General features: G+C 37.8%; 17 protein-coding genes and 1 other annotated feature. Of the genes, 4 read left to right on the forward strand and 13 right to left on the reverse strand.

The annotated features are described in order from the left end of the window. Positions 1-21 precede the first annotated feature (21 nt). On the reverse strand, positions 22-1,038 hold the full coding sequence (locus tag LJD61_RS11800; RefSeq protein WP_255227747.1) for a TAXI family TRAP transporter solute-binding subunit: 1,017 nt from the start codon (positions 1,036-1,038) through the stop codon (positions 22-24). Between the two features lie 373 nt (positions 1,039-1,411). On the opposite strand from LJD61_RS11800, the gene LJD61_RS11805 reads away from it, so the two are divergent. Further along, positions 1,412-2,446 carry an ornithine cyclodeaminase family protein gene (locus LJD61_RS11805; RefSeq protein WP_255227748.1) on the forward strand — a complete coding sequence of 345 codons (1,035 nt, stop codon included), beginning with the start codon at positions 1,412-1,414 and terminating at the stop codon, positions 2,444-2,446. 214 nt (positions 2,447-2,660) lie between these two features. On the opposite strand, the gene LJD61_RS11810 is transcribed toward LJD61_RS11805, so the two are convergent. Continuing rightward, on the reverse strand, positions 2,661-3,164 hold the full coding sequence (locus LJD61_RS11810) for a nitroreductase family protein (RefSeq protein WP_255227749.1): 504 nt from the start codon (positions 3,162-3,164) through the stop codon (positions 2,661-2,663). Between the two features lie 366 nt (positions 3,165-3,530). Beyond that, complete coding sequence (locus tag LJD61_RS11815) at positions 3,531-4,139, reverse strand: SIR2 family NAD-dependent protein deacylase (RefSeq protein WP_255227750.1); 609 nt, start codon at positions 4,137-4,139, stop codon at positions 3,531-3,533. Positions 4,140-4,421: 282 nt separating this feature from the next. Here LJD61_RS11815 and LJD61_RS11820 point away from each other — a divergent pair, with 282 nt between their 5' ends. Continuing rightward, positions 4,422-4,976 (forward strand): hypothetical protein, encoded by a 555-nt coding sequence (locus LJD61_RS11820; RefSeq protein ID WP_255227751.1) that lies wholly within the window; start codon positions 4,422-4,424, stop codon positions 4,974-4,976. Positions 4,977-5,007: 31 nt separating this feature from the next. Here LJD61_RS11820 and LJD61_RS11825 read toward each other — a convergent pair whose 3' ends face one another. Further along, the gene (locus LJD61_RS11825; protein ID WP_255227752.1) at positions 5,008-5,880 is read right to left on the reverse strand and encodes a hypothetical protein; all 873 of its coding nucleotides are present in this window, start codon (positions 5,878-5,880) and stop codon (positions 5,008-5,010) included. A 386-nt stretch (positions 5,881-6,266) separates the two neighbouring features. Here LJD61_RS11825 and LJD61_RS11830 point away from each other — a divergent pair, with 386 nt between their 5' ends. Further along, the gene (locus tag LJD61_RS11830; RefSeq protein WP_255227753.1) at positions 6,267-7,580 is read left to right on the forward strand and encodes an aspartate kinase; all 1,314 of its coding nucleotides are present in this window, start codon (positions 6,267-6,269) and stop codon (positions 7,578-7,580) included. Positions 7,581-7,858: 278 nt separating this feature from the next. Here the strand turns inward: LJD61_RS11830 and LJD61_RS11835 are convergent, their stop codons facing one another. The 3 genes from LJD61_RS11835 to LJD61_RS11845 form a co-directional block, all read right to left on the reverse strand. Continuing rightward, positions 7,859-8,989, reverse strand: coding sequence for a glycerate kinase (locus tag LJD61_RS11835; RefSeq protein WP_255227754.1), 1,131 nt, complete (start codon positions 8,987-8,989; stop codon positions 7,859-7,861). 141 nt (positions 8,990-9,130) lie between these two features. Next, the gene (locus tag LJD61_RS11840) at positions 9,131-9,844 is read right to left on the reverse strand and encodes a M48 family metallopeptidase (protein ID WP_255227755.1); all 714 of its coding nucleotides are present in this window, start codon (positions 9,842-9,844) and stop codon (positions 9,131-9,133) included. 278 nt (positions 9,845-10,122) lie between these two features. Further along, positions 10,123-10,443, reverse strand: a complete 321-nt coding sequence (locus tag LJD61_RS11845) for a 5-fold beta-flower protein (RefSeq protein WP_255227756.1) — start codon at positions 10,441-10,443, stop codon at positions 10,123-10,125. Positions 10,444-10,737: 294 nt separating this feature from the next. Between LJD61_RS11845 and LJD61_RS11850 the strand changes: the two genes are divergently transcribed. Continuing rightward, a complete protein-coding gene (locus LJD61_RS11850; protein WP_255227757.1) occupies positions 10,738-11,193 on the forward strand; it encodes an AAA family ATPase in 456 nt (151 codons plus the stop codon). A gap of 405 nt (positions 11,194-11,598) precedes the next feature. On the opposite strand, the gene LJD61_RS11855 is transcribed toward LJD61_RS11850, so the two are convergent. From LJD61_RS11855 to LJD61_RS11880, 6 genes are all read right to left on the reverse strand, one after another. Further along, on the reverse strand, positions 11,599-13,341 hold the full coding sequence (locus LJD61_RS11855; RefSeq protein WP_255227758.1) for a methyl-accepting chemotaxis protein: 1,743 nt from the start codon (positions 13,339-13,341) through the stop codon (positions 11,599-11,601). 487 nt (positions 13,342-13,828) lie between these two features. Next, positions 13,829-17,233 carry a DEAD/DEAH box helicase family protein gene (locus LJD61_RS11860; RefSeq protein WP_255227759.1) on the reverse strand — a complete coding sequence of 1,135 codons (3,405 nt, stop codon included), beginning with the start codon at positions 17,231-17,233 and terminating at the stop codon, positions 13,829-13,831. A gap of 17 nt (positions 17,234-17,250) precedes the next feature. After that, positions 17,251-18,459, reverse strand: a complete 1,209-nt coding sequence (locus LJD61_RS11865) for a restriction endonuclease subunit S (protein ID WP_255227760.1) — start codon at positions 18,457-18,459, stop codon at positions 17,251-17,253. Further along, entirely contained in the window at positions 18,452-19,927 is a 1,476-nt protein-coding gene (locus LJD61_RS11870) for a type I restriction-modification system subunit M (protein WP_255227761.1), read from the reverse strand. Before LJD61_RS11870 ends, LJD61_RS11865 begins: the two co-directional genes overlap by 8 nt. Before the next feature lie 456 nt (positions 19,928-20,383). After that, positions 20,384-21,181: a SagB/ThcOx family dehydrogenase gene (locus tag LJD61_RS11875; protein ID WP_255227762.1), complete on the reverse strand. Its 798-nt coding sequence runs from the start codon at positions 21,179-21,181 to the stop codon at positions 20,384-20,386. A 248-nt stretch (positions 21,182-21,429) separates the two neighbouring features. Further along, entirely contained in the window at positions 21,430-22,707 is a 1,278-nt protein-coding gene (locus LJD61_RS11880; protein ID WP_255227763.1) for a M28 family metallopeptidase, read from the reverse strand. A gap of 194 nt (positions 22,708-22,901) precedes the next feature. Continuing rightward, positions 22,902-23,118, forward strand: a binding site (T-box leader). Positions 23,119-23,234: the final 116 nt, after the last annotated feature.

Here is a 23,234-nt window from a genome sequence, read left to right on the forward strand (position 1 = left end):
AATTGTTTTAAAATAACATTATTATTTCATTTCCGGAGGCATGAGTTCATCTGGAATATTAATTCCCTTTTCTTTAAAATATTTCACTGCCCCAGCATGATATGGTATAGTCGAATAACCTACGTTCTCTAAACCAGATTCTTTCGCAAATTGTGGGAATATGGTATTAACTAAGTCATTATTTTCATACACAGCCTTTACTACCTGATAAACAAACTCATCATCCTGATCAGATGATGAAATTACCATGTTATATAATCCGGCTCCGTGTGCACCATCAGGAAGCGCTTTATAATACCCTGCAGGGATATCCAACCATACATATTGAGGATATGCTTCTTTGAAGGCCTTTTCATATTCTGGGCCTATCGTTATAAGAGTTAGCTTCTTTGTAGCTTCCAATTCAGATACAGCAGATGTAGGATGAGCCAGTGAAAATCCATCTATTGTGCCATCTCCCAGAGCCCTTGCTGCGTCTGAATTAGGCAGGTTCATCATATTAGCTTTGATATCAAACAGTTTAAACACTCTATTGGTTATTATTTCATTTGAACTTCCTACAGGGCCCCCACTATATGACTTCCCATTGAAATCTTTAAGTGTTTTAATACCCGAATCAGCTGTGGTTATAAACATATAAACCCCACCCCACCCTGGCATAACGGCTCTTATTTTGTCACATGTCTTTCCCTCAAAATCAAATTTCCCATGATATGCCTCCCATGCGACCTCTGTAGCGCACATACCTACCTCAATTTCTCCAGCATGTACAAGCATAGCATTGTTTGCTGAAGCCCCTGTTACCTCTACAGCTGCTTCAAACTTATCTTTCAGCTGTTGATTAACAACCGTTGAAATTGCAGAAGCTCCCATGTAAAAACCTCCTCCTGGTGATGAAGCACCAATAGCAAATTTGGTAACTTTTCCGGGTTCTGCTGTCGATGCTTGTCCAGATTCTGGGGTACTGTTCCCTTGGCAACCTGTCAACGGCAATATCACCAGCATGACACATAGTAATAGAACGCTTAACCTTCTCATATAAATTCCCTCCCATAGTTTTTACCGGCTTGTGTTTTCATATATATGAAGCCTGCAACTATATATCAAGCAAAGATTATGCCATGTGGTAATAGATATAAAGTAAGGCCTTTTATATAACATATATGTTCCAATGTCGGAACATATTGTTCTATTCATTGTGCCATTATGATACATTAAAACTTTTATTTTATTCTGTTCATTAGATATGTCAGTTTGATTTTACAAGCACATTAATAAATGTATTTTGTGCAGGTGCATAAAAACTTGCTGCTCTCTAAATAAGGCTTTTTCGGTCACATGTCTGAACTGGCATAAGTATTGCTTATATGTTTATGTACAAAGGTTATAAAACCATTTAAGGAGGATATATATGAAAAACGGTGAAGTATTATTTTTAACGCAGGAGGAAGTCATTAAAGCAGGGGCATTGGATATGAGCATAGCCGTTCCGACTATGGAACAAGTTTTTAGCCTTCACGAGAAAAAAGATTATGTCCTGCCGCAAAAAAGCGTATTACGCTGGGGTGATCTTGAAAGCGAAAGTACAAAAGGCAGAATTAATTGCATGCCCGGATCCATTGGCGGAAATCTCAATGCAATCGGTATAAAATGGATCTCAAGCTCTCCGCAGAATCCTTTTAAGTATAATCTGCCCAGAGCTTCCGCTGTCATTATTTTAAATGATCCCGAAACCCTTGTACCAATGGCGATCATGGACGGGGCAGCTATCAGTGCATCAAGAACGGGAGCAAATTCAGGTGTCGCATCAAAGTACCTTGCCAAAAAAAATTCCAAAACACTTGGATTAATCGGAGCAGGCGTCCAAAACAGGACTCAGCTTCTTGCAGTCAACTATGCACATCCTGAAATTGAAACTATAAAGATTTATGACCTTTATGAAGAAAGAGCTGCAAAATTTGCACAGGAGATGGGTGCTTCATTAGATAAAGATATTACGGTATCTAAAACTCCTTATGAAGCTGTCAAAGGTTCTGACATATTTATTACTGCTACGGTTACAAAAACACCTATCATTAAATCTGACTGGATTGAGCCGGGTGTATTATACTGCCATGTAGGAAGCCATGAATGTGAATTTGAGACTATACTAAAAATGGACAAAAGAATCGTTGATGACTGGTCCGAAATAAAACATAGAGGTGTCGAAAGCCTGGCTATCATGTTTAATTCAGGCATGATTGACGACAGCTATATCAGCGCTGAGCTTGGACAGGTCGTTAATGGAGTCAAAAAGGGAAGAGAAAATGATACAGAAACAATCTATTTAAACACAGTTGGCATGGGAATTGAAGACGTTGCCCTGGCAATTAAGGTTTACAAAAATGCAGTAGAAATGGGCCTGGGTAAAAAATTATCCTTGTGGGAAAAACCCTTTGCTGTATAAGGTCAGAAGATATAAGAAACTTAACAGTTCATCATAATTATATGCTTTTTTAATCACCCACATTAACCTAAATCTTTTATATATCAACTTATCCTGGATACATAAATAATAGGGAAACTAATCACAGTTTCCCTATTATTTATATATATGGCGTATTGGATGCAATCAATCCTTATAGATTCTTATACTGTTGTAATGTTACCTGCTGCTCCTTTTACCATTTATCATAATGTACCCTGTCCGGTCTAAACCTTTCCCTTACTTCCCTTTTCTCTGCCGGATGCCCTACGGCTATAACTGCTACCGGTATGATGTGCTCCGGCAAATTCAGCATCTTAGAGATCTTCTCCACCAGTTCTTCTCTGGCGTATACTCCGCACCAGCATGTGCCCAGGCCCATGGACTCTGCCTGAAGCAATATGTTTTGTATGGCTGCAGCCATGTCCTGGATCCAGAAAGCTCCGTCATATTTCAGATTACTGGAGTCGCAGCAGGGAACGATGGCCAGAGGGGCCTCCAACAACATCTGAGTGTAGGGGTGATGCTTTGGAATCTCATCCAGAAGAGAACGATCTTTGATAACAACAAAATGCCAGGGCTGCTCATTTCCGGCAGACGGCGCATACATGGCGGCCCGCAGCAGCTCATGGATCTGCTCATCTGTCACAGGTTTATTATCATACTTTCTTATACTTCTTCTGGTATATATTTCTTTCATGATATCACTGCCTTTCAATGGAATTTGATTCATAATCTATAAAAAATACGACAGGAAACGGGGAACACGGATTAACACTGATTTAGCACTGATTTACACGGAATAATTTTTTTATATGCAACATTTAGGTTCCTTAAATAGCATGGTATAACTCATGTTCAGCATTATGGGGTTCGCTTTCTGTTTACTCTTGTGCCATCCCTTCAGTGTGAATCTGTGAAAGATTCCGTGAAAATCAGTGCTCTCCGTAACTTATGACCCCAAAGGAATCCCCTAATACCAGAGACTAGCGGCTAGAGACCAGAGACATAAAAAATGCTTCGCATTATTTATATTACGCATCAGCATTGCAAGTTTATTACTGGACTAATCCCCTTCTATGCAGCGGCGCAAATACCCGGGCACTTCAGTCTCCGCATCCATATTGATGGTTGTGACCTTTGCTCCCGCCGCCTCTGCCGCTTCCACCATGATCGATGAAGTAGAGGTGTAAAAAGATGTCCCAACTACCAGCAGCTCGTCAGCGGAGCTTATGAGGCTAATGGCCTCATGGTATTTTGCGATCATCTCTCCATAAAGAACAACCTCCGGCTTTAACAGTCCGTTGCATTGTGCGCAGTATATAGAATCGTCAATGCATGAAAAGTCATATTCCTTTCCGCATTTCATACAGAAAACATAATCCAGATTTCCATGCACTTCAATAACCTTTTTGCTTCCTGCTCTTTTATGGAGCCCGTCTATGTTCATAGTGACCACAGGTATATCATGATCGGCTATGGCTATGTGAGCTGCATTTGGCAGGGCTTTATCCACATTCCTCTTCATCCCCTGCAGAACATCATAGAAATCCTTCGTATCGGACATGAAATAATCTAAGCTCAGCTTTTCTCTGATCCCATCCATATCCTGAAATGTAGGTATCCCGCTGGCTTTGGATATGCCGGCGCCGGTAAATGCAACAATCCTCTTCATGGAATCCTCCTTTCCCAGGAAAATCTTTTCATTCCATCATATATTAATATTTCAACACCTATGTATGACTTTCCTTTTCATTTATATATTATCATATATTTTGCTGTGAAAACTTATACTTTCTTTAGATATACGGAATAAATATGACCCTGCTGATATTTTTACAAATCAAACGATGAAAGCTTCTGATATTTGATAGCTTTTCCGAAAAAATGGGCTTTGTTTTTTGGATGAAAATCTACTAACATATATTTAGGAATCAGATTAGAGGTGTAATTTTTTATGGAAACGGACGACCCCAGTAATGACCATAGCGATAAGAAAATCTTAAAGCTATGGGAGTATAAAAAACAGATGACCATTCATATCATTGAAAAAACCCAAAAAGTAGGTTATATCAGGGGAGTATTGCTGGATGTAAGCAATATTTTCAATGAATTGAAAGGTGATGAAGCATTAAAAGTCTTGAAATTTGAGGACAAGGAAGATGAAGAAGAAATCAAAAGCTTCTTTGTGCAAGTGTTATCAAGAAATAAATCTGCAGGCACAGCCTTTTATATTACTGAACTGTTTATAGAAAAGGGATTCAGAGGCCAGGGCTTGGGTAAAAAGATTTTTCAAGTCCTTCCTGACTTCTTGCATGGCATCAGTAAAGAGATACTATATATCTATCTTATGCCCGGTCCCTTGGAGAAAATAGACGGTAAAGTAGAATATATAATGAACCCAAAAGACGAGAAAATGGTTGCTTTAAAAAACAGGCTCATTAAGTTCTATGAATCAGTAGGATTCAGCAGAATCGAAGACACAGACTTCTTTAAAGAAAAGGTTTCTTAGAGAGATTCCATTTAATGGAATCTCTTTTCTATTATTGCGAAACCATCTTCAAAGCATTGGAAAACTTGCTCTCATCAATTATCCTTTCATCCATCAGCTCTCTTATCATTTTTACGGCATATTCATATACAGTGTCATTGCTCTTAAGCTTCTTTATGATGGAGATAATCTTACCGGATTCATATTTGCCCAAAGCTATAATGAATATCAGCATGCTATTCTCATCTACAGCCGAATCAGCATTCAATATATTTAAAGCATTTATGGCCTCGGAGCCCTTTTCATAAGGTATATAGTTCTTCACAGTATCCGCCAGGTTTTTTCTGATAGTCCCCTCAGCAGTATTAAAAAGTGCTGCAGTTTTATATAAGTCAACTATTTTTAGAACTTCCAGCATTCTCAAAAGCGATTCTTGCGTCTCCGCCTTTAAATTTATGAAGTGTTTGTATATTACGGATTGCAGCCTTTCCTTTTGCTCATCATCCAGTTTTGAAGCCTTAAATTCGCCGGATAAGGTCGAAATAAAGACTTGAATATTTTTGGCGGTAAAGTATTCTTCCTTATATAATATGTTGTCTAAGACATATATCAAAAAATTATTCTCTCTCACCTGCATGATATAATTTATGATTTGGTTCTGGAATGAAGTATCTCCCCCTTCGTCTTTGATTATCTTTATTATTTCACTTATGGCATTTAGCCTGAAATCATTGCTGTTAACAAACCCCTGGTCAAAAAAATCTTTGTTTCGGGAAACAATATATAAAGATGTAAAATCGCCCTTGATTGCATTGTCCTGTATTTCCGCTACAAACCCCTCTTTATCTTTAATCTTTTCCAATACTGTCGGCAAAATACTCTTTGCCTCTTTTTGTTGTAAATTAAATATCAATTCTAAATTCATTTTTCATACCCTCCACGTTTATCAATATTAAAAAAACAAGAGCCAGGCATACGGATATTGAGCTCCGCCTAACTCCTATATACTCAGCATAAGTTAAAATGTAATTCGCCTGCTGATTATATTATATCATATATTGCTTATATAGCCGAACCTATTGCACATATTACCTTTTTTAGTATTTATTTCTGCTGCTTTCCGGCGATATCCGAATTTTTTTAAGGTATTGTCCATTTTGGCGTACATATGTAATTTGTAGCTTGACACAGCGCGTTAATCGTCATAAAATAGAAAATAATGATTGGGAAGAGCCTATATAAGCTCTCATCCTATCCGGGATGGGTGCTTTTTATATTATTTTTAATTTGGATGTTTAGGGGGCAATTAAATTGAAGAATATAATTGTAGCAAAATTCGGCGGCAGTTCTCTGGCCGACAGCCGGCAGTTTGCAAAAGTAAAAAAAATTGTGGAATCCGATGCCAGAAGGAGGTATATCATCCCTTCGGCACCCGGCAAGCGTGATAAAAAGGATCATAAGATCACAGATCTGCTTTATATGTGCCAGCAGCTTGCAGCTCACGAACTCAGCTTCGATGAGGTTTATTGCATCATCGAAAAAAGATACAAGGATATATGCGAGGATCTAAATTTGCATTTCGGTATCGATGGTATTCTAAATGATGTTAAGGAAAAAATTCAACGTGGCGCCTCCAGGGATTATGCAGCAAGCCGGGGCGAATATTTGAATGCAATCATACTTTCTCATTATCTGAGCTATGAATTTATTGATGCTGCAGAATTAGTTCTATTCGATAAAAGAGGCAAGTTTGATTCGGAAGCCACTCAGAAAAAAGTGCAGTCCAGATTGGCAGGAGTATCTCACGCAATAATTCCCGGATTTTATGGTTCGATGCCCGATGGCCAGATCAGGACCTTCTCCCGGGGAGGCTCTGATGTAACAGGCTCCATCGTCGCCAGAGGAGTAGAGGCAGAGCTTTATGAAAACTGGACTGATGTATCAGGCTTTCTCATGGCAGATCCCCGTATCGTAAAAAATCCTAAGGGCATCGAAAGGATCACATATAAGGAGCTCAGAGAGCTATCCTATATGGGTGCTTCGGTGCTTCATGAGGAGGCCATTTTCCCAGCAAAGGAAGCAGGCATACCCATCAGCATAAAGAATACCAACTCCCCGGAAGATGCGGGCACGATGATACTCAACGATTTGTCTCCGGTCAGCTACTCAGGCACAATAACAGGAGTTGCCGGTAAAAAAGATTTCACTGTTATATCCATAGAAAAAACCTTGATGGGAGCGGACAAAGGCTTTTTCCGCAAGCTTATGTCCATACTGGAGACCAATGATATCGCTGTGGAGCATATGCCCTCCGGAATAGATTCCGTATCGTTGATTATTTCTGATTTAGAGCTGAATTCCAAGCTGGAAAAGGTGATGGAGGAAATACGCATTTACTGCAATCCCGATTCAATCATATGCTATCCCAATATGGCTCTAATTGCTGTGGTGGGAAGGGGTATGATAAAGACAAAGGGTATATCCGCCAGGGTTTTTACCGCTTTGGCCAGGGAGGGCATCAATATAAGGATGATCACCCAGGGCTCCAGCGAATTGAACATAATTGTAGGCATCGAGAATGCCGACTTCGAAAAAGCCATAAAGGCCATATACGAAGCTTTTTAAGCTAAAGGGAGTGTCGCAAAACTCCAATTTTGTCATTGTTATGAAAGACCGGCTTTCTTGTCATCCTGAGGGCTGCGCCCGAAGGATCTAATTTGAGATTCTTCGAGCTGTGCTCTCAGAATGACCAGATATGTTTTCGTTTATCGTGGTGTGGGTAACGCGTAGTAGTTCTGAGCACAGCGAAGAATCTTTAAGACATTGCAATAAAAAGATTCTTCAGTCGCTTTGCTCCTTCGTAATGACAAGTTGATTGCATTATGCAACAGCCCCTTTATATTTTATGCTCTTCTGTTTATACTGTATATCCTCATAGCATTTTCCGCAGCTTTTTCGATCAGATAAGAAGCATTTTCTACGGCCTCGCTCAGCTTCATAGGCCTGTTCACTATATCTATTACCGCATTTATGCCATGTTCATATACCTTTTCATAATCTTCTCCAACACTGCCTACTATGGCTATGACAGGGACATTGTACTTCATAGCCCTTTTGCCCACACCTACAGGCACCTTGCCGAATATAGACTGCCCATCTATCTTCCCTTCTCCCGTTATGACTAAATCCGAGCCTTTTAAATGTCCATCTATGCCGATCAGATCGAGAACTGTCTCTATGCCTCTGCAAAGCTTGGCGTTGAGCATGGCAATAAGCCCTGCTCCAAGGCCTCCCGCAGCTCCGGAGCCGGGAATATTCAATATATCCTTATGCAGCCTTTCTTTTATCACATCCGCATAGTGCAGCAAATTATTGTCAAGGGTCTTTATCATTTCCTTATCTGCACCCTTCTGAGGCCCGTAGACATTGGATGCTCCCTTCTCACCGCACAGTGGATTTGTTACATCTGATATTATTATTATTTCTGTATTCTTAATGCGAGGGTCAAGATTTTTTATATCGATATCGTATAATTTGCTCAATTCGCCTCCCCCGCTTCCAAGCTCATTTCCGGCTTTGTCGGTAAAGGATACGCCCAGAGCTTGAGCCATCCCCAAGCCTCCGTCATTTGTAGCACTGCCGCCTATGCCGATATATATCCTTCTGCAGCCTGAGTCCAATGCCCCTTTTATAAGCTGGCCCGTCCCAAAGGTAGTGGTTATGAGAGGATTTCTCTCCTCTTCCTTAAGGAGGGTGATACCGGAAGCAGCAGCCATTTCTATCACTGCAGCATCACCTATCACACCGTATTTTGCGTTTATACTTCTTCCCAGGGGGTCAGACACGACCATATGCCCATAGCTTCCCCCTCTTGCATCCACCAGCGCATCTACGGTGCCTTCCCCTCCGTCGGCTATGATCATTTTCACAATTTCGGCTTCCATTACATTTTTGATGCCCTTCTCTATGGCACCGGCAACCTCGCCGCTGTTCAAGCTGCCTTTATATGAGTCTGATGCTATAACTATTTTCATCAATCCCGCCTCTTTTCGCTTAATCGTTTATTATCTCTAATAATAACAAAAAATTATAACGAGGCAAAGATTTCCCCCATCTCTGCAAGTATCGATTTTAATACGCAGGTGTAAGGTATAAATACCCTGCCTCTATAGGTTTTATAAATTCATAGCTGCTCCATTCATCTTCAGCCACAGCTTTCGCTCTTCATAATCCGGCAATATGCTCTTCACCAGACTCCAGAAATTCTTGGAATGATCCATATGTATAAGGTGGCACATTTCATGGACTATGATATAGTCCATCACATTCAGCGGCGCCATGATGATCCTCCAATTAAAAAGCAGAACTCTTTTAGAGGTGCAGCTGCCCCATCTCTTCTTTTGCTCTTTTACCTTTATCTGTGCAGGTGTAATATTGAAGAAAGGCTGATAATACTCTATTCTCTCGCAGATTTTTTCCTTGGCTTTATCCTTGTACCAGTCTGTTAACGCTGACTTTATTAGTTCTTCGCCTTTAGCACCGGTATAAACACAGAGGCTGCCATTTTCCAGCTTGGCCACGGGTTTCCTATATGCTTCATCATATATAATCTTAAGCGGATATTCTGCCCCCATATATAAGAAAGTTTCACCGTCTACATATTGCCTGTTCCTTTTTTGACCTTCCAAATGCTTTATCTCAGATAGTTTTTGTACTATCCATTTTGCCTTTGATTTAACGATTTCCAAAACTCTATCTTCTCCGACACCTACCGGAGCTTTTATATTTATAACTCCTGGCGGAGCTATTCTGATACCCAAGGTTTTTCTCTTTTTGTACTCTACCTCAAACTCAATTGTCTGTGTGCCATATTCAACGCTTAATTTCATTCTCAAATTCCTTTCGGCAGCTTCATAATTGCATCAATAATCTTTGTAGTCTTCATATTCCTGCTTTTTCAAGCAATTTATGCTTATTTTATTATAGCATAAAAGCCGGATAGATAATGGGGTATTAAACTAAGATAACACCCCGAGGAAAAAATCCAGAGATGTTATCTCAATAAGGACAAGTCTATATAGTATATTTTGTTAGTGAAAGATTTCTGCTGCAAAGCAGGGGGCTACTATTGCAGCTTTGTCCTATTAATCATTCAACATCATAGGATTTAGAATATAAATCTGGGTCTGAAAGCTCGTCTAAGAAGCAATAGAAGAAGGATGGCACCTAACAATCCCCTAAATCCCTGATTTCCATATCCTAAATAACTGCCGCTCATATCATATAAATTGTATCCTCTGTACTGCCCTATAGGCATACCATCCATTGTATAAACATATCCATCACCTACATATGCCATAGGAACTCTATATGCATCGTATATCATAGAACCATCGGTGTAGCCAGCAATACGGTTGTCTCCATCATAGATAACATCTTCATCAACATAGCCATATACTCTGCCTCGGGAATCGTATACTCTTTCCAAAGTATCACCCCCTTCTCCTTAATATTTATTCCCCTGTTATTATATATGTAGCATGGCCATTTTTTGTTATCAAAACTTTGTACACACTATAACATCCTCCTTATCCATATCACATGACAATATTGTCTCCCCTTAGTCCAGCAATCCTTCTAAATATTTCAACGAAGTTTCCGTCCTCGATAAAGGGAAAACCACTTGCCCCATTTTTCATGCAATAATGCTTTTCTGCTGCTCTGGCCTTAGCAGTAATCTCCCTTCAATAAAAACTTTATACAATCCTATACTTTTTTCTGCATGGGATTTGAAAAAGCTGTAGACAGCCTTTTTATTAAGCCAAATACAGACATTTATATTACAGGCTCCAATGCTTATATGCTGTCCGGTGAGCTTGCTACACTGCTGTCAGGGCGATACATTACCGTGGATATGCTGCCTCTTTCATTCAAAGAATACTGTGAAGCTGTTGATGGAAATAGAAAAAGCACACGAGAAAACTTCAATGATTATCTTCATTTTGGCTCCTTCCCTTATGTAGCAATGCTTGAGCGCAATGAAGCTGTCATAACCCCTTACATCGATGGAATTTACAACACTATTCTTATAAAGGATGTAGCAAAACGTGAATCGGAGCCATTGGAGAAAATTCCGGATCATTATCCTAAGATCCTTTTAACACTGGATGAAATCGGAGCCGGAACAAACTATAACGGAATCCGTCATCTGAACTTGATGGATTGGCTGCTTAGATAACTGCTCAGCTTTTAGAGCAGTATAAATAAGCATAGCGGTTTTTCCGGCACCTTTCTCACCAGTTAAATAGTACCGTTCTCCATCAAGTAAGCTATCAATACCAAAGACCTTAATATATAATTCATCAAATATTTGTATATCTAAATCTTTATAAACATAACATTGCAATAAAAAAAGCATAATATTACCTAACCGGCAATGTTATACTTTAACTTATTACTTTCTATTAAACACTTTTAAGTGTTATAGAAACCATATCAGAAAGTTTTTTATTAAAAAGATTTAAGATTCCGGGTACTAAGGTTATATCGAAATTGTAAACGAAATGTATCAATTTGAGAAATTATTTAAATTATATACAGAAACGGGCGGCCATTCGGCTGCCCGTTTCATAGTTGTCAATGCTTATATTTTAAACTTCATAATTGCACTTCTTAGTTCCTGAGCCATTTGAGACAGATTTTCACTGGCGGTTGCAATATTCTCCATAGATGCAGCCTGTTCTTCTATAGATGCTGTTACTTCCTGGGTAGCTGCAGAATTTTCCTCTGCAATGGCAGATAAATTTTGTAAATTAGCCAATATTTCATTTTTCATGTCATACATTTCTTTCCCTGAAGCATCTAATTTCAGTATAGCATTTTGAGATTCTTTCATAGCTTTTTCTATGAGTTTATATCGCTCATTGCTTTGTTTAACACTTTGGGTCTGCTGGTTTTTGATTTCAGATATACGTCCCATTGTATCTACTGCATTTCGTGAATTCATTTGCAGTTCATTTACGATTTCTTCGATGACACGTGTGGAATCTGCCGATTGATTGGACATCTTTTTAATCTCATCCGATACCACTGCAAATCCTTTTCCCGCTTCGCCCGCTCTGGCTGCTTCTATGGCGGCATTTAGGGCTAATAAATTTGTTTGCTCTGCAATAGAAGCAATAAAGTTACTTGCCTCGCTTATTTTATTTGAGCTATCATTTGTTTTTAGGATCACATCAGAAATATTCTTACTGGCTACATTGTTTTCTTCCGTGATCTTAGAAAGATTTTCAATTTCAGCGAGTCCTTCATTTACAGCTTCCATAACCTCGCCCACAGTGTTGTTTATATTTCTTGCATATTCCAAATCATTATCTATAATATTTCCCAGCAATACTGCCCTTGAAGCACCTTTTTCCGTATTTTGCGCTTGATCTGCTGCTCCGTTGGCTACCTCTTCTACGGTTTTTGACACTTCCTCTATTGCAGTAGCCGCTTCTTGAGAGTTTGCAGTAATTTCCTGCGAGGTTGCTGCCAATTGTTCGGAAAAAGTACTGATTTTCCCTATAATACTTCTAAAGCTGTCTGCAATACTATGTAATGCCTGAGCCAAATCCCCAAATTCGTCTTTTCGCTTCAAATCCTTCTGGGATACATCGTTTCGGAGGTCTAAATTTGCAAGCTCCTTTGAGTATTCTACAGCATTCATAACAGGTTTTGAAATGCTGCCGGAAAATATTAGGCCTACAACAAAGATTATTACAACAAACATCATAAGTGTTATAATGCTTATATTCTTGAACTTGTTAAGTCCCAGATAAACGCTTTCAACATCATAGTCAACGCCTATAAAGCCTACAACTGCGCCCTGATCATCCTTCAAGGGATAATACGAGCTGATAAATGAACCCCATCCTTCCTCGTAGTGAATCTTTTCAGCAATATATGGTTCACCGCTCCAGGCCTTTTCTTTTTCCGGTGTAGGTTCTTCAGCATCTCCAATATGTGATATTTCCTCAATGGGAGAGCCGTCAACCACATACATAAATTTGCCTTCATCATTTTTTCTCATGGTAAAGAGGTATTTAGCTCCGCTTATCTCCCTAATATATTCAAGATTTTTTCTCATTTGAATATATGAGGTCTTGCTTTCATCTTCTACTTTCTTCAACTTAATAAACTCATCAATATTAATTGTTTTGCCGGCCTCTTCCACTGTTTTATATGCCCGGTCTGCCGCCTCTTTTGTTACCATCTTATCGCATTGCCAATATAGTATAGCCGAAAGCAAAGTAGTAATTGACAACACAATAATTATGAAAAATATGGTGATTTTTGCTTTGATGCTTCTTCTAACAGATAATTTTGATTTCCATAAATTTCTCATAGCAATCTCCTTCATAAATTATTCGCGCTTCAAAAACTTTTATGCCTCTATTCTTCTCAAATTCTATATCGTCAAAATTAGACAAAATATTTAATTTTGCGACTTTAAGAAAATTTTTCATTTTGCTTCTAAACTTGCTCATTTTTTATCAGTACTAACAATACGACATTTATTCTTTTCATATGCAATATTAGCTCAAATCATCCATCATTTATCATAAGCATAGATGTAAGCCTTGATAACCAAGTTATGGCGTGAGCAATTTGAGCATTAGCTTTTCAGAGGCTCAAGAAATCCGTCACGGGATAGGGTCATGCAACTGGCCTTTTGGATTCAATGCGGATGTGGACAAGGCGCCGGATCTTTTGAAGCATGCCAGGGTGAGCGCCTTGTCCCTACGAGTAAAGCGAAATGCCTTAAGTGATTCCGCATACGCGCTTGCTGGCTGTACCCTAATTGCTTAATGATTCCCGGCTTAGCAAAAAGACTAACTGATAATCTTCGTCGCATTATCCTTAACTTCATTAATTATGTTAACAAACTTTTTCTGTTTGTCTGCATCAAATAACTTTATAAAACTTTGCGGCTTATCAAAGGGTGGTTTGGTCAGCTCCGCCACATTCTCCACATAGCCGTTTTGTTCGATGTAATCAATAACTTTATTTACAAATACGATTTGATTTGCATTTAGATTCTGTTCATTTATAAAGGAGGAGAAAGCTTGCATTGCGGCATCCCTCTCCATCTTTGCTACTCTTCGGACAAGCAGACCAAATGGGGTATCCTTAAAATTGTTTTCGTAATCCTCTTTGGTGCCAAGCTCTCCTGTAAAGATTTTTTCTAATATCTTGTAATCAGATTTGGTAAGAGGAATATTGTTTCTCAATTTATGAATCGCTATATTGTTCTTGTTTTCCTCAATATATTTATTAACCTTCTGCTTATAATTATCCAGATCATACTTTATTTCAAAATCCTTGCACTCGATACGTTCTGTTTCCATATCCTGAAGATTTGTATAAAATATACCTCTCCCGTCGGTTACTGCAAACTTCATTAAGTCCCTAAGCTCTATACGGATTCTTTCAAAATTTAAAATATCCGGTTTATCCCAAAATTCATCCTCTATAACTTCTTTTAGTATAGGTACTTTAGCTTTAACCTGCGGGATTGTAGTTTTTTTCAAAAGTATAGAAGCCTTTGAAACAGCAGCATTTTTAAATCTTGTCAGGCTCTTAGAACCCTCCAACTGTGCCAGCATGATCCCATACATCAGATTATCAAATTCAACTGCTTTATCATCATTGTCAGTCATTGTTACAAGATCGGCAATATTTCCTATTAGATCTGATTTATCCTGTTCGAAAAGGCAGATAAAAGCATCCTGGGATTTATATTTATCGACGTATTTCCTTTTCATCTTTACATCTATTCTGTCTAGTGTAAGCCTTGCTATCTGGTCATACACTTCATCAATAAGTGCAGCTCTCAATGCCTGATATTCTTTATCTGCAAAGGCAGCATACTGCATATGAAAAATCAGCTTTATTCTTTTTGAAAAAATACTTGATACCGTTGAAGTGTTCTCACTCGCTTCAATGCCATTCTTATTCTCTCTGAAATATTCAAAGTTGCCTAAATAATCGAAGATATAAAAGCACTCTTTATCCTTTCCCTTACCAAAAAGATCAGGCCTTATCCTTGTACCCCTGCCAATCATTTGCCAAAACTTGATTTTTGAACGTACACGCTTGAAAAATACAAGGTTTACTATTTCCCTCACGTCAATTCCTGTATCCATCATATCAACGGATACTGCTATATGAGGCTCCTTGATAGGATTTTTAAATTGTGCAATCAAATCCTGAGCATAGTCATCGTCACATACGACTCGTTTGCAGAATTCTCCTTTGTATTCTGGATACAGTGCATTGAACCTATCAACAATAAACTGAGCATGAGTCTTGTTCTGAGCAAATATGATAGTTTTTCCTAACCTGTTTCCGCTCTCATCCTTCAATCCATTTGTCATCAAGTCATTGATAACATTATCAACCGTATTCTGATTGAAAATGAACTTATTAATTTCCGGAGCAGGAATCTCCTCTGGCATTTCCCCATCCTCATCTGTAAAATCTTCCTCATATCTTTCTTTATCCTCCGGTGACAAATCATCATAGGTAATGCCCTCTGACAAGAATTTTGTGGTGACTTCTATGTTGTGAAAAGGGACCAGCACATGATCCTTATTAACTGCCGTATCATAGTCATAAGCAAAAGTAGGGACATTTTTTTCAACCTCAAAAAACTCATAAGTACTGCTATGTACATCTGCTCTTGGAGTGGCTGTGAGCCCTACCAAATAGGCATCAAAATAGTCAAAAATAGCCTTATACTTTTTAAAGATACTTCTATGACTCTCATCCACAATGATAAGATCAAAATGAGCAGGAGTAAACAATCGGCTGCCATCCTCATTTCTGGCACTGTCAATAGCATTAAGCATTGTCGGATAGGTTGAGAACACTATCCTTGCATTCTTATCGTCTTTATTAGATAAAAGGTTGCAAAGGGACATATCAGGAAGATAGTTCTTGAAGTCATCCTTTGCCTGTCTTACTAATGCGGTTCTGTCTGCCAAAAACAATGTATTTGTAATATAACCGCCTCTGGAAAGAACGTCAGTTAAACTTGAGGAAGTTCTCGTCTTTCCAGTTCCCGTTGCCATGACAAGAAGTGAGCGCATATGGCCCTTTTCTATATTTTCGCAAACTGCCCTTATAGCCTGCTTCTGATAATATCTGTCCGTAATCTTATCATCAATTTCTATTTCATCAAGTTTCTTTCTTGAAAACCTTCTGTTGAAAATTCTCTGTAAATCATCTCTTGAAAATATACCGCTGACACGTCTTTGAGGTCCGGTCTTATCATCCCAGATAAACCAGTCATAACCGTTGGTGTTAAATATAATAGGTCGATATCCTGTCATTTGCTCGATACAATTGGCATATAACCAGGCTTGATGTGTGCCTTTCCTTGCATCTTTAAAGCTTCTCTTAGCTTCAATCAGACCAATAGGCGTTCCATCTTTACCCCAAAGGACATAATCTACAAATCCGCTGCCAGAGCCTAATTCTTTTGGCATACCCACAACCGGCATTTCTTCCTCTACACAATCTCTTCTTGTACTTTGGGAAAACTGCCAGCCCAAGGCTTTCAAGTCTACATCAATATATTTTTTTCTTGTTTCATATTCCGACAAATCTTCTGGTGTGAACTCCCTATCCGCCTTATGTTCATCCTTGTTAGCAGTATATTCCGCGCTCTTTTTCTGCAGCTCTGCGACAAGTCTTGCGATTTCTTTATCCTTTTCATCTATCAGCTTATCTGTCTTCTCTTTAAATTCTTTTATTTGATTTGATAATTTGGCTTTTATTTTCTTAGCCAGTTCTATGTTATCCGTTGCTTTTGGTATCAGTGCTTCATTAAACTTTCTCTCTTGATAATCTGAGCCATAGCAATAATCAATCCATTCTACAAATTCAAATAAAATGGAAAGAGAAAGAATGGCATCACTCTGAGAAATAGATTTCTCTGTATGAACTGCCAGATTGCCAATCTTTATAATATACTGCAGCTTCGCCCAGGTGGACGGGTCTACTGCATATCTAAAAGACTCTTCGTGAATCAAAGCCTGAAGGTTGTCCTTATATGGCTTATTAATAGTTGAATCTGCGGAATATACCCATCTCACAGCTAATTCAAAGGCTTTTCTGCTTGCTACAGCCGACATAGAGGGGGAAATTGTCAGGACATTTTCTGCATCTATGCAAGCATTAGCAAATAGCTGATATTCGGCTATATTTTTTAGAAATTCAAAATTAGATGCCATATAAACACCTGCTTTCCTTAATCGAAATATTTGCTCATAAGGCCATTGAATAGGTTTTGGCTTTCTGTGATTGATTGTTTTACCAGGGATTTTTGTTGTTCTATGTTAGTTATTATCTTGGCAAATTTGTTTTGGAGGTCTAGGGGAGGGACAATAATATCCAAATCTTGAACATCTTTTTGATTAATGCTTGCTTGATTAACTGATTTTTTCGCATGGCCAAGAACTTGCATATATATATAAGTAGAGCATAGTTGCTCTATTAAAAAATTTACATTTATTATTGTATCGTCTACAGAAAATCTCATCATATTTGATTCAAAAACAGTATCTTCTCCTAATCCTTTTATCAAAGCACTTTTCCCCAAATATTCAATACTATTTACTCTATTAATAACAATGTCATTTTCTTTTAGTTTATATTTATCAATTTCTTCAGCTATACAATTTAATCTTTTCAATTTGGAAATATTAGTAATCTTTCCATTATAAAAAGCATCTATTCTTAATATTGGAATACCTGTTCCATCATTCACATATTCACTTGCAGGCTTATACAATCCATTTTGTGGCGTACCATTAATAATATTTTTTAATTTATAAATTTTCCATCCTTTTTCATTCGTAACCGGATCACCAAACATATCATAAAAAGTTGCTTTAATCAAATTATCAAGTTCTTCAAGCTGTTTTTTGTGACCATCTATAATTTCCTGTGTCTTATCTAAGGTATTTGCAATATGCTTTTGGATGTCAAGGGGAGGTAATATCATAATTAATTCTTTTAATGCAGTTACCGTAAAACTAGCCTGATTAACAGATTTCTTTGTTATATTAGGAATTTGTCTTCTAAAAAATGAAGAATTTAAAAAATAGAATACATACTTATATCTAACCTTTTGTTGTTTTAGTCTCAAACAAAGCAAATTCATACCATGTATTATAGTCTCTTCATTCCTATTTTCATAATAAGCAACTTTTCCTAAGTGTTTTTCGCTATTAATATGTGACATTAGAATATCACCTGAATTTAATACATACTCCTTATATTTTCCCAATTCCCCAATTCCAGCATATCCCATTTTGTTCCGATCAACTATACAGTTTGAGATAGTTTCAATACGTGTAATAGGATATCCATTTCTATTTTTACCTTGCTTAATGCTCGCACCATTTCTGATAAATTCGCATACTTCCCCCAACTTAACCAGCTTCCACTTACTCATTCTCCAACAGCCCCCTCAGTTCCTCCATCTTGCTGCCTAAATCAATAGCCAATTCATCAAGGCGAGCCATTATAACCTCTGGGGGATCATATTCTACCTTCTCATATTCAATCTCTTTATATCGGTTAATGGATAAATCATAGTCATTGCTCTTGATTTCTTCCTTATCAACAAGAAAGCTCTGCTCTGTTCTCTTTCTGTCTGCTTCATCCTTAAGGTTATGGAATCTGGCAACAATATCCGATATATCCCCGTCATTGCCCAAATCATTTCTCTTATCATCCAAGGAAAATCCGTCAGACTTCATATCATAGAACCATACCTTATCCGTTCCCCCTGCATTGGTCTTTGAAAATACCAATACTGCAGTAGAAACTCCCGCATATGGCTTAAATACACCGCTGGGCATAGAGATAATTGCTTGCAGGTTCTGATTCTCAACCAGCTCCTGCCTTAGTGCTTTGTGTGCCTTTGTTGTGCCGAATAATACTCCATCCGGAACAATACAGGCACATCTTCCGCCAATGTTGAGCATACGGATGAACAGGGCAACAAATAGCAATTCAGTCTTTTTAGTATTACAGACTGCTTTCAGATTATCATGTATGCTCTCTTCATCTATCGTACCTGTAAAGGGTGGATTTGCCAAAATAACGTCATAGACATCAGAAATATCATTTCGCTTTGAAACACTGTCTGCATAGTTAATATGTGGATTTGTAATGGAGTGCAGCATAAGATTCATTGCAGACAATCGAAGCATGGTCCTATCCGTATCAAATCCAGTAAAAGCATCTCCCTCAAACCTTTGCCACTGCTCTGCCGTCATTTGGCTTTCATACTTCTGCCTGATATATTCAGCAGAGGAAACCAAAAAGCCTGCAGTTCCGCAAGCCGGATCACAGATCCTATCATCGGGTGTAGGTGCTAATAATTTAACCATCATATCACGAATATGCTTAGGAGTTCTGAATTGTCCGTTCTGACCAGCAACAGACAATTTACCTAGCATATATTCATACAAATCTCCCTGCATATCATGATCCTTGATATCATGCTCATACAACTCATCCAAACCGGTAATGATTTTCTGCAATACCTGAGGTGTTGGAATAAGGAACATGGCATCTCCCATATATCTTGAAAAGGCAGAGGATTCGTTATTATTCATGGTTTTTATGAAAGGGAATACCCTTTGTCCGATTATCTCGTATATTTCCCTTGCATCCTTATCCTTAAATTTGGACCAGCGCATTGCCTGTCCTTCGTCTGTCTGAGGGAAAACCTTTTTAGCGGCCTCTAGGCCCAGCGCTTCAAGGCTTTCATTTTCAATTTCTTTTTCATCCAATGAGCGGATGAACATCAAATAGGTCAGCTGCTCAATTACTGTAAGAGGCTGAGTAATTCCTCCCGCCCATATATCAGTCCATATCTTGTCAATTTTATTTTTGATTTCACCTGTAATCATTTGCCGTATCTCCTCTTGTCTGTGTTTTGTTTATAATGCCGTTATCAAATATTTGTTTTTTAAACAGGAGCCATTTTCCAATATTATATCATAAAAATATAAAAAACTTATATTGATAAACCTCAAAGCTATTGCAATACTAAGGAATACCTGATATGCAGAGGCTAAAACAGTTTTATGTTCTTGCCCTTTAAGCAAGAGTACTCTCCAGGCTTAATCAATATGTCGTTTTCTGCCAGCAATTTTTCTAGCTGATAAGGTTTAAGGTGTCAGGTGCGTAGAGGTTATTAGATTACTAAAATTAATAGATGCAATAACCTAATAACCTCTGAGCCTGGCATTTATTTCACTTATTTCAAATAATCGGGACGTCAGTTCTTATATCCCATACAGCCATTGGAAAGCCAGATGATGTATTAGTCTATATACTTTTTGGGTTAAGGCTGTTTTGGCAAGCTAGGGTGTATCCTTTCGTTCTAATTTACCAACAGCAGAAATATAAACAACATATTCATCCTGTCCATCTAAAAGAAGCAGCTCATCAAAAGCCTTTTGGACATATGCTCCAATCGCACAAGTGCCACATCCGATGCCCTCACATGCCAGATATAAATTTTGACATACATGCCCTATATCTATCAGCATTAATCGATGTGCCTCACAGTGATATCGCCATTCCCCTCGATATGGAATACAAGACCATAAAAATATAACAGGTGCTCGTCCAAACCACTTGGCTTCATCTTGATAATTCTCACCTCCGTAAGCATAGGCAAGCTTATCCTGCAGGTCATCAACAGAATTCCAAAATGCAAGCTTATGCTCTAAGGGCAAATAAATATAGATGCCTTTTTCCAAGCCTGTTACATTATTAACTGCAAGATATGTTTCATAGGTATGCCTGCCGCCTGCAGAAGGAACCGGACGCAGAGTTATATGCCCTGTGTTTTTATATGCTGGTATAATTCTTTGCACACCTTGAGTCGACCATAGCAAAACGGATAGCTCTTCCAATGTAATTGGACCATCTGTATAATTCCGCCTGCTTCTGCGGTTATCAAGGCAAGAGTACAAGTCACTATTCTGAATTATATTTTTATCTACGGCTGGAAGCTCAATAATTTTTAAATTGTTGTCAATTGTTTTTCCAAGGGGTGGCGGCGGCATGCCGCGTTCTTGATCAGAGACAAACTCTCGTTCAGGAAGATCAAATCCGCTTTTCATAAAAGTCCGGTTATCGTTAAAAGAATCCATGCTCTATCCTCCTCGATAATATATTGCCTGATAGGCAGATAATGATTTTAAATTCGACATTCACTTTCTATTCCCTTCTATTATCAGGGCTTCCTGAAGCAAGTAGAACTACAAGCAGGCAAATTTACAAGATTCTATGCACCCCTCATAGTTATGAAAGAAGAAATTGATATCTAGCTATTATTTAGCTTATACATAAGAACAAAATAGGCAGGATAGAAACCATCTATCCTGCCTATTTTATCTAATTATTTATTATCAGGCTTATATATTTTACCATCATTAGTAACAATAAAGTCATAAATGATATCACTTACTTTATATAATTGATCATAGTCAATTATATGTAATGTATCTTCTTCAGTATGAATACTGGTAGTATTATTTTCACCGAACACATCCTTCTGACCTACTGTTATTCCGCAGAAGCCTTGGTTATTAAATATAATATTATCACTTGCTCCATAGTATTCATCTAACACTTCATAGTTATTTTTTGAAAAGCACTTCATCAAATCTTCTATTAATTCCTTATTTTGCTCCTTATCCCCATTTAAACAAATCATGCCTCCATCTTTTTTCCCAATAGTATCAATATTTATATCATAAATCTCATCATATTTACTTTTCAGTTTATTTAATAAATCATCAAGATTTGTAAGCATAGAATCTTCTCCATTTGAAGCACATATAAGAATATCCATATTAAAAGGCTTCTTCTCAGACTGCTTCTTAAGCTTTTCGGCTATGTCAATGATAGTGGAAGTTCCTGCTGCATTATCTACTGCACCATAAAAAATAGTTTTACCTGCCCATCCTGAATGATCCATATGAGCTGATAATACTAAAAGCTTCTTATGATCTTTACCGGATATTTTCCCTACAGGCTGCTTTATGTCAACTTCATGTGATATATGTTTTGTTATAAGCTTAACTTCTTTTACTTTCTCGCTTAATAATGTATTATAAAGCTTTTCTGAAATTTCTATATTAGGTGTCCCCTTGGATCTGACAATAGCAACTTTAAAAAAGGAATTTGTCTTTTGAAATACAGCTTGGCATTTATTATTATAATCAAATAATTTATCATTTTCTCCTATTACCATTATTTTTTTGTCCATATCTTGATCATTTTTATCAAATGTTATAGGAGCTGAAATATCTACTTCTTTAATAGCCATTCTATCGCAAAAATCTTTACCGTATTCATACTGTTTTGTGTTACCATTCTGAAATATAACTTCAAGACAGTGAATTTGCTTTTCCGGATCATAAATAGTTTGCTTGCATACGTGATGATAGTCTTCATCAAATGCTTCTAAGCCAATTTCTGAAAATCTATCGGTTACATAATCTATAGCCTTTTCATTCCCTTCTGTTCCAACAAGCCTGCCCATAAATTCTTTTGATGCAAGTATTTTCATATCACGCTCAATTGAGCTCTTGTCAGCATATGTAATACCCGTAAAGCTGCTCATTATAAGAATGAAACATAACAATATAGAGATAAATGTCTTTCTTTTCATTATAAAGCCTCCTATAATATTTATATTTCTAATATTCTCCAAATACACTATAATTCCTCTTTATTATGTAATATTGTCATTTTACTTTACATTAAGAGCTTCTTATGTTATATATCATAAATTGCTAATAATGCGCCTTTATTAATATTCTTATTGACATATATATAATAAAGTAGTATGATTTCAATCAAACATAAAAAGCAAGGAAGGGAAGAGTAAGCTTTTCGCAAGCTCATAAGCGAGTCAGGGACGGTGAAAGCCTGACAGCAAGCATAGGCCCAAGGACATCCCGGAGCTGGTTATCTGAAACAAGAGTAGGATAGCTCGGAATTCCACCGTTATCAGGAGTAAAGAGAACCAATAAAATGGTTAAGCAGGATGGTACCGTGGGATATATGTCTCACTCCTTTATGGAGTGGGATTTTTTATTTACCGCTTTATGTATCTATCTGCTTATTAAGCTATTTTGGTTAATATGGGTGGCACCGCGGAATTGATCCGCCCCTTAGCAGTTCATGTTAAGGGGC

This window comes from Lutispora saccharofermentans, from assembly GCF_024363565.1.
Taxonomy (GTDB): domain Bacteria; phylum Bacillota; class Clostridia; order Lutisporales; family Lutisporaceae; genus Lutispora; species Lutispora saccharofermentans.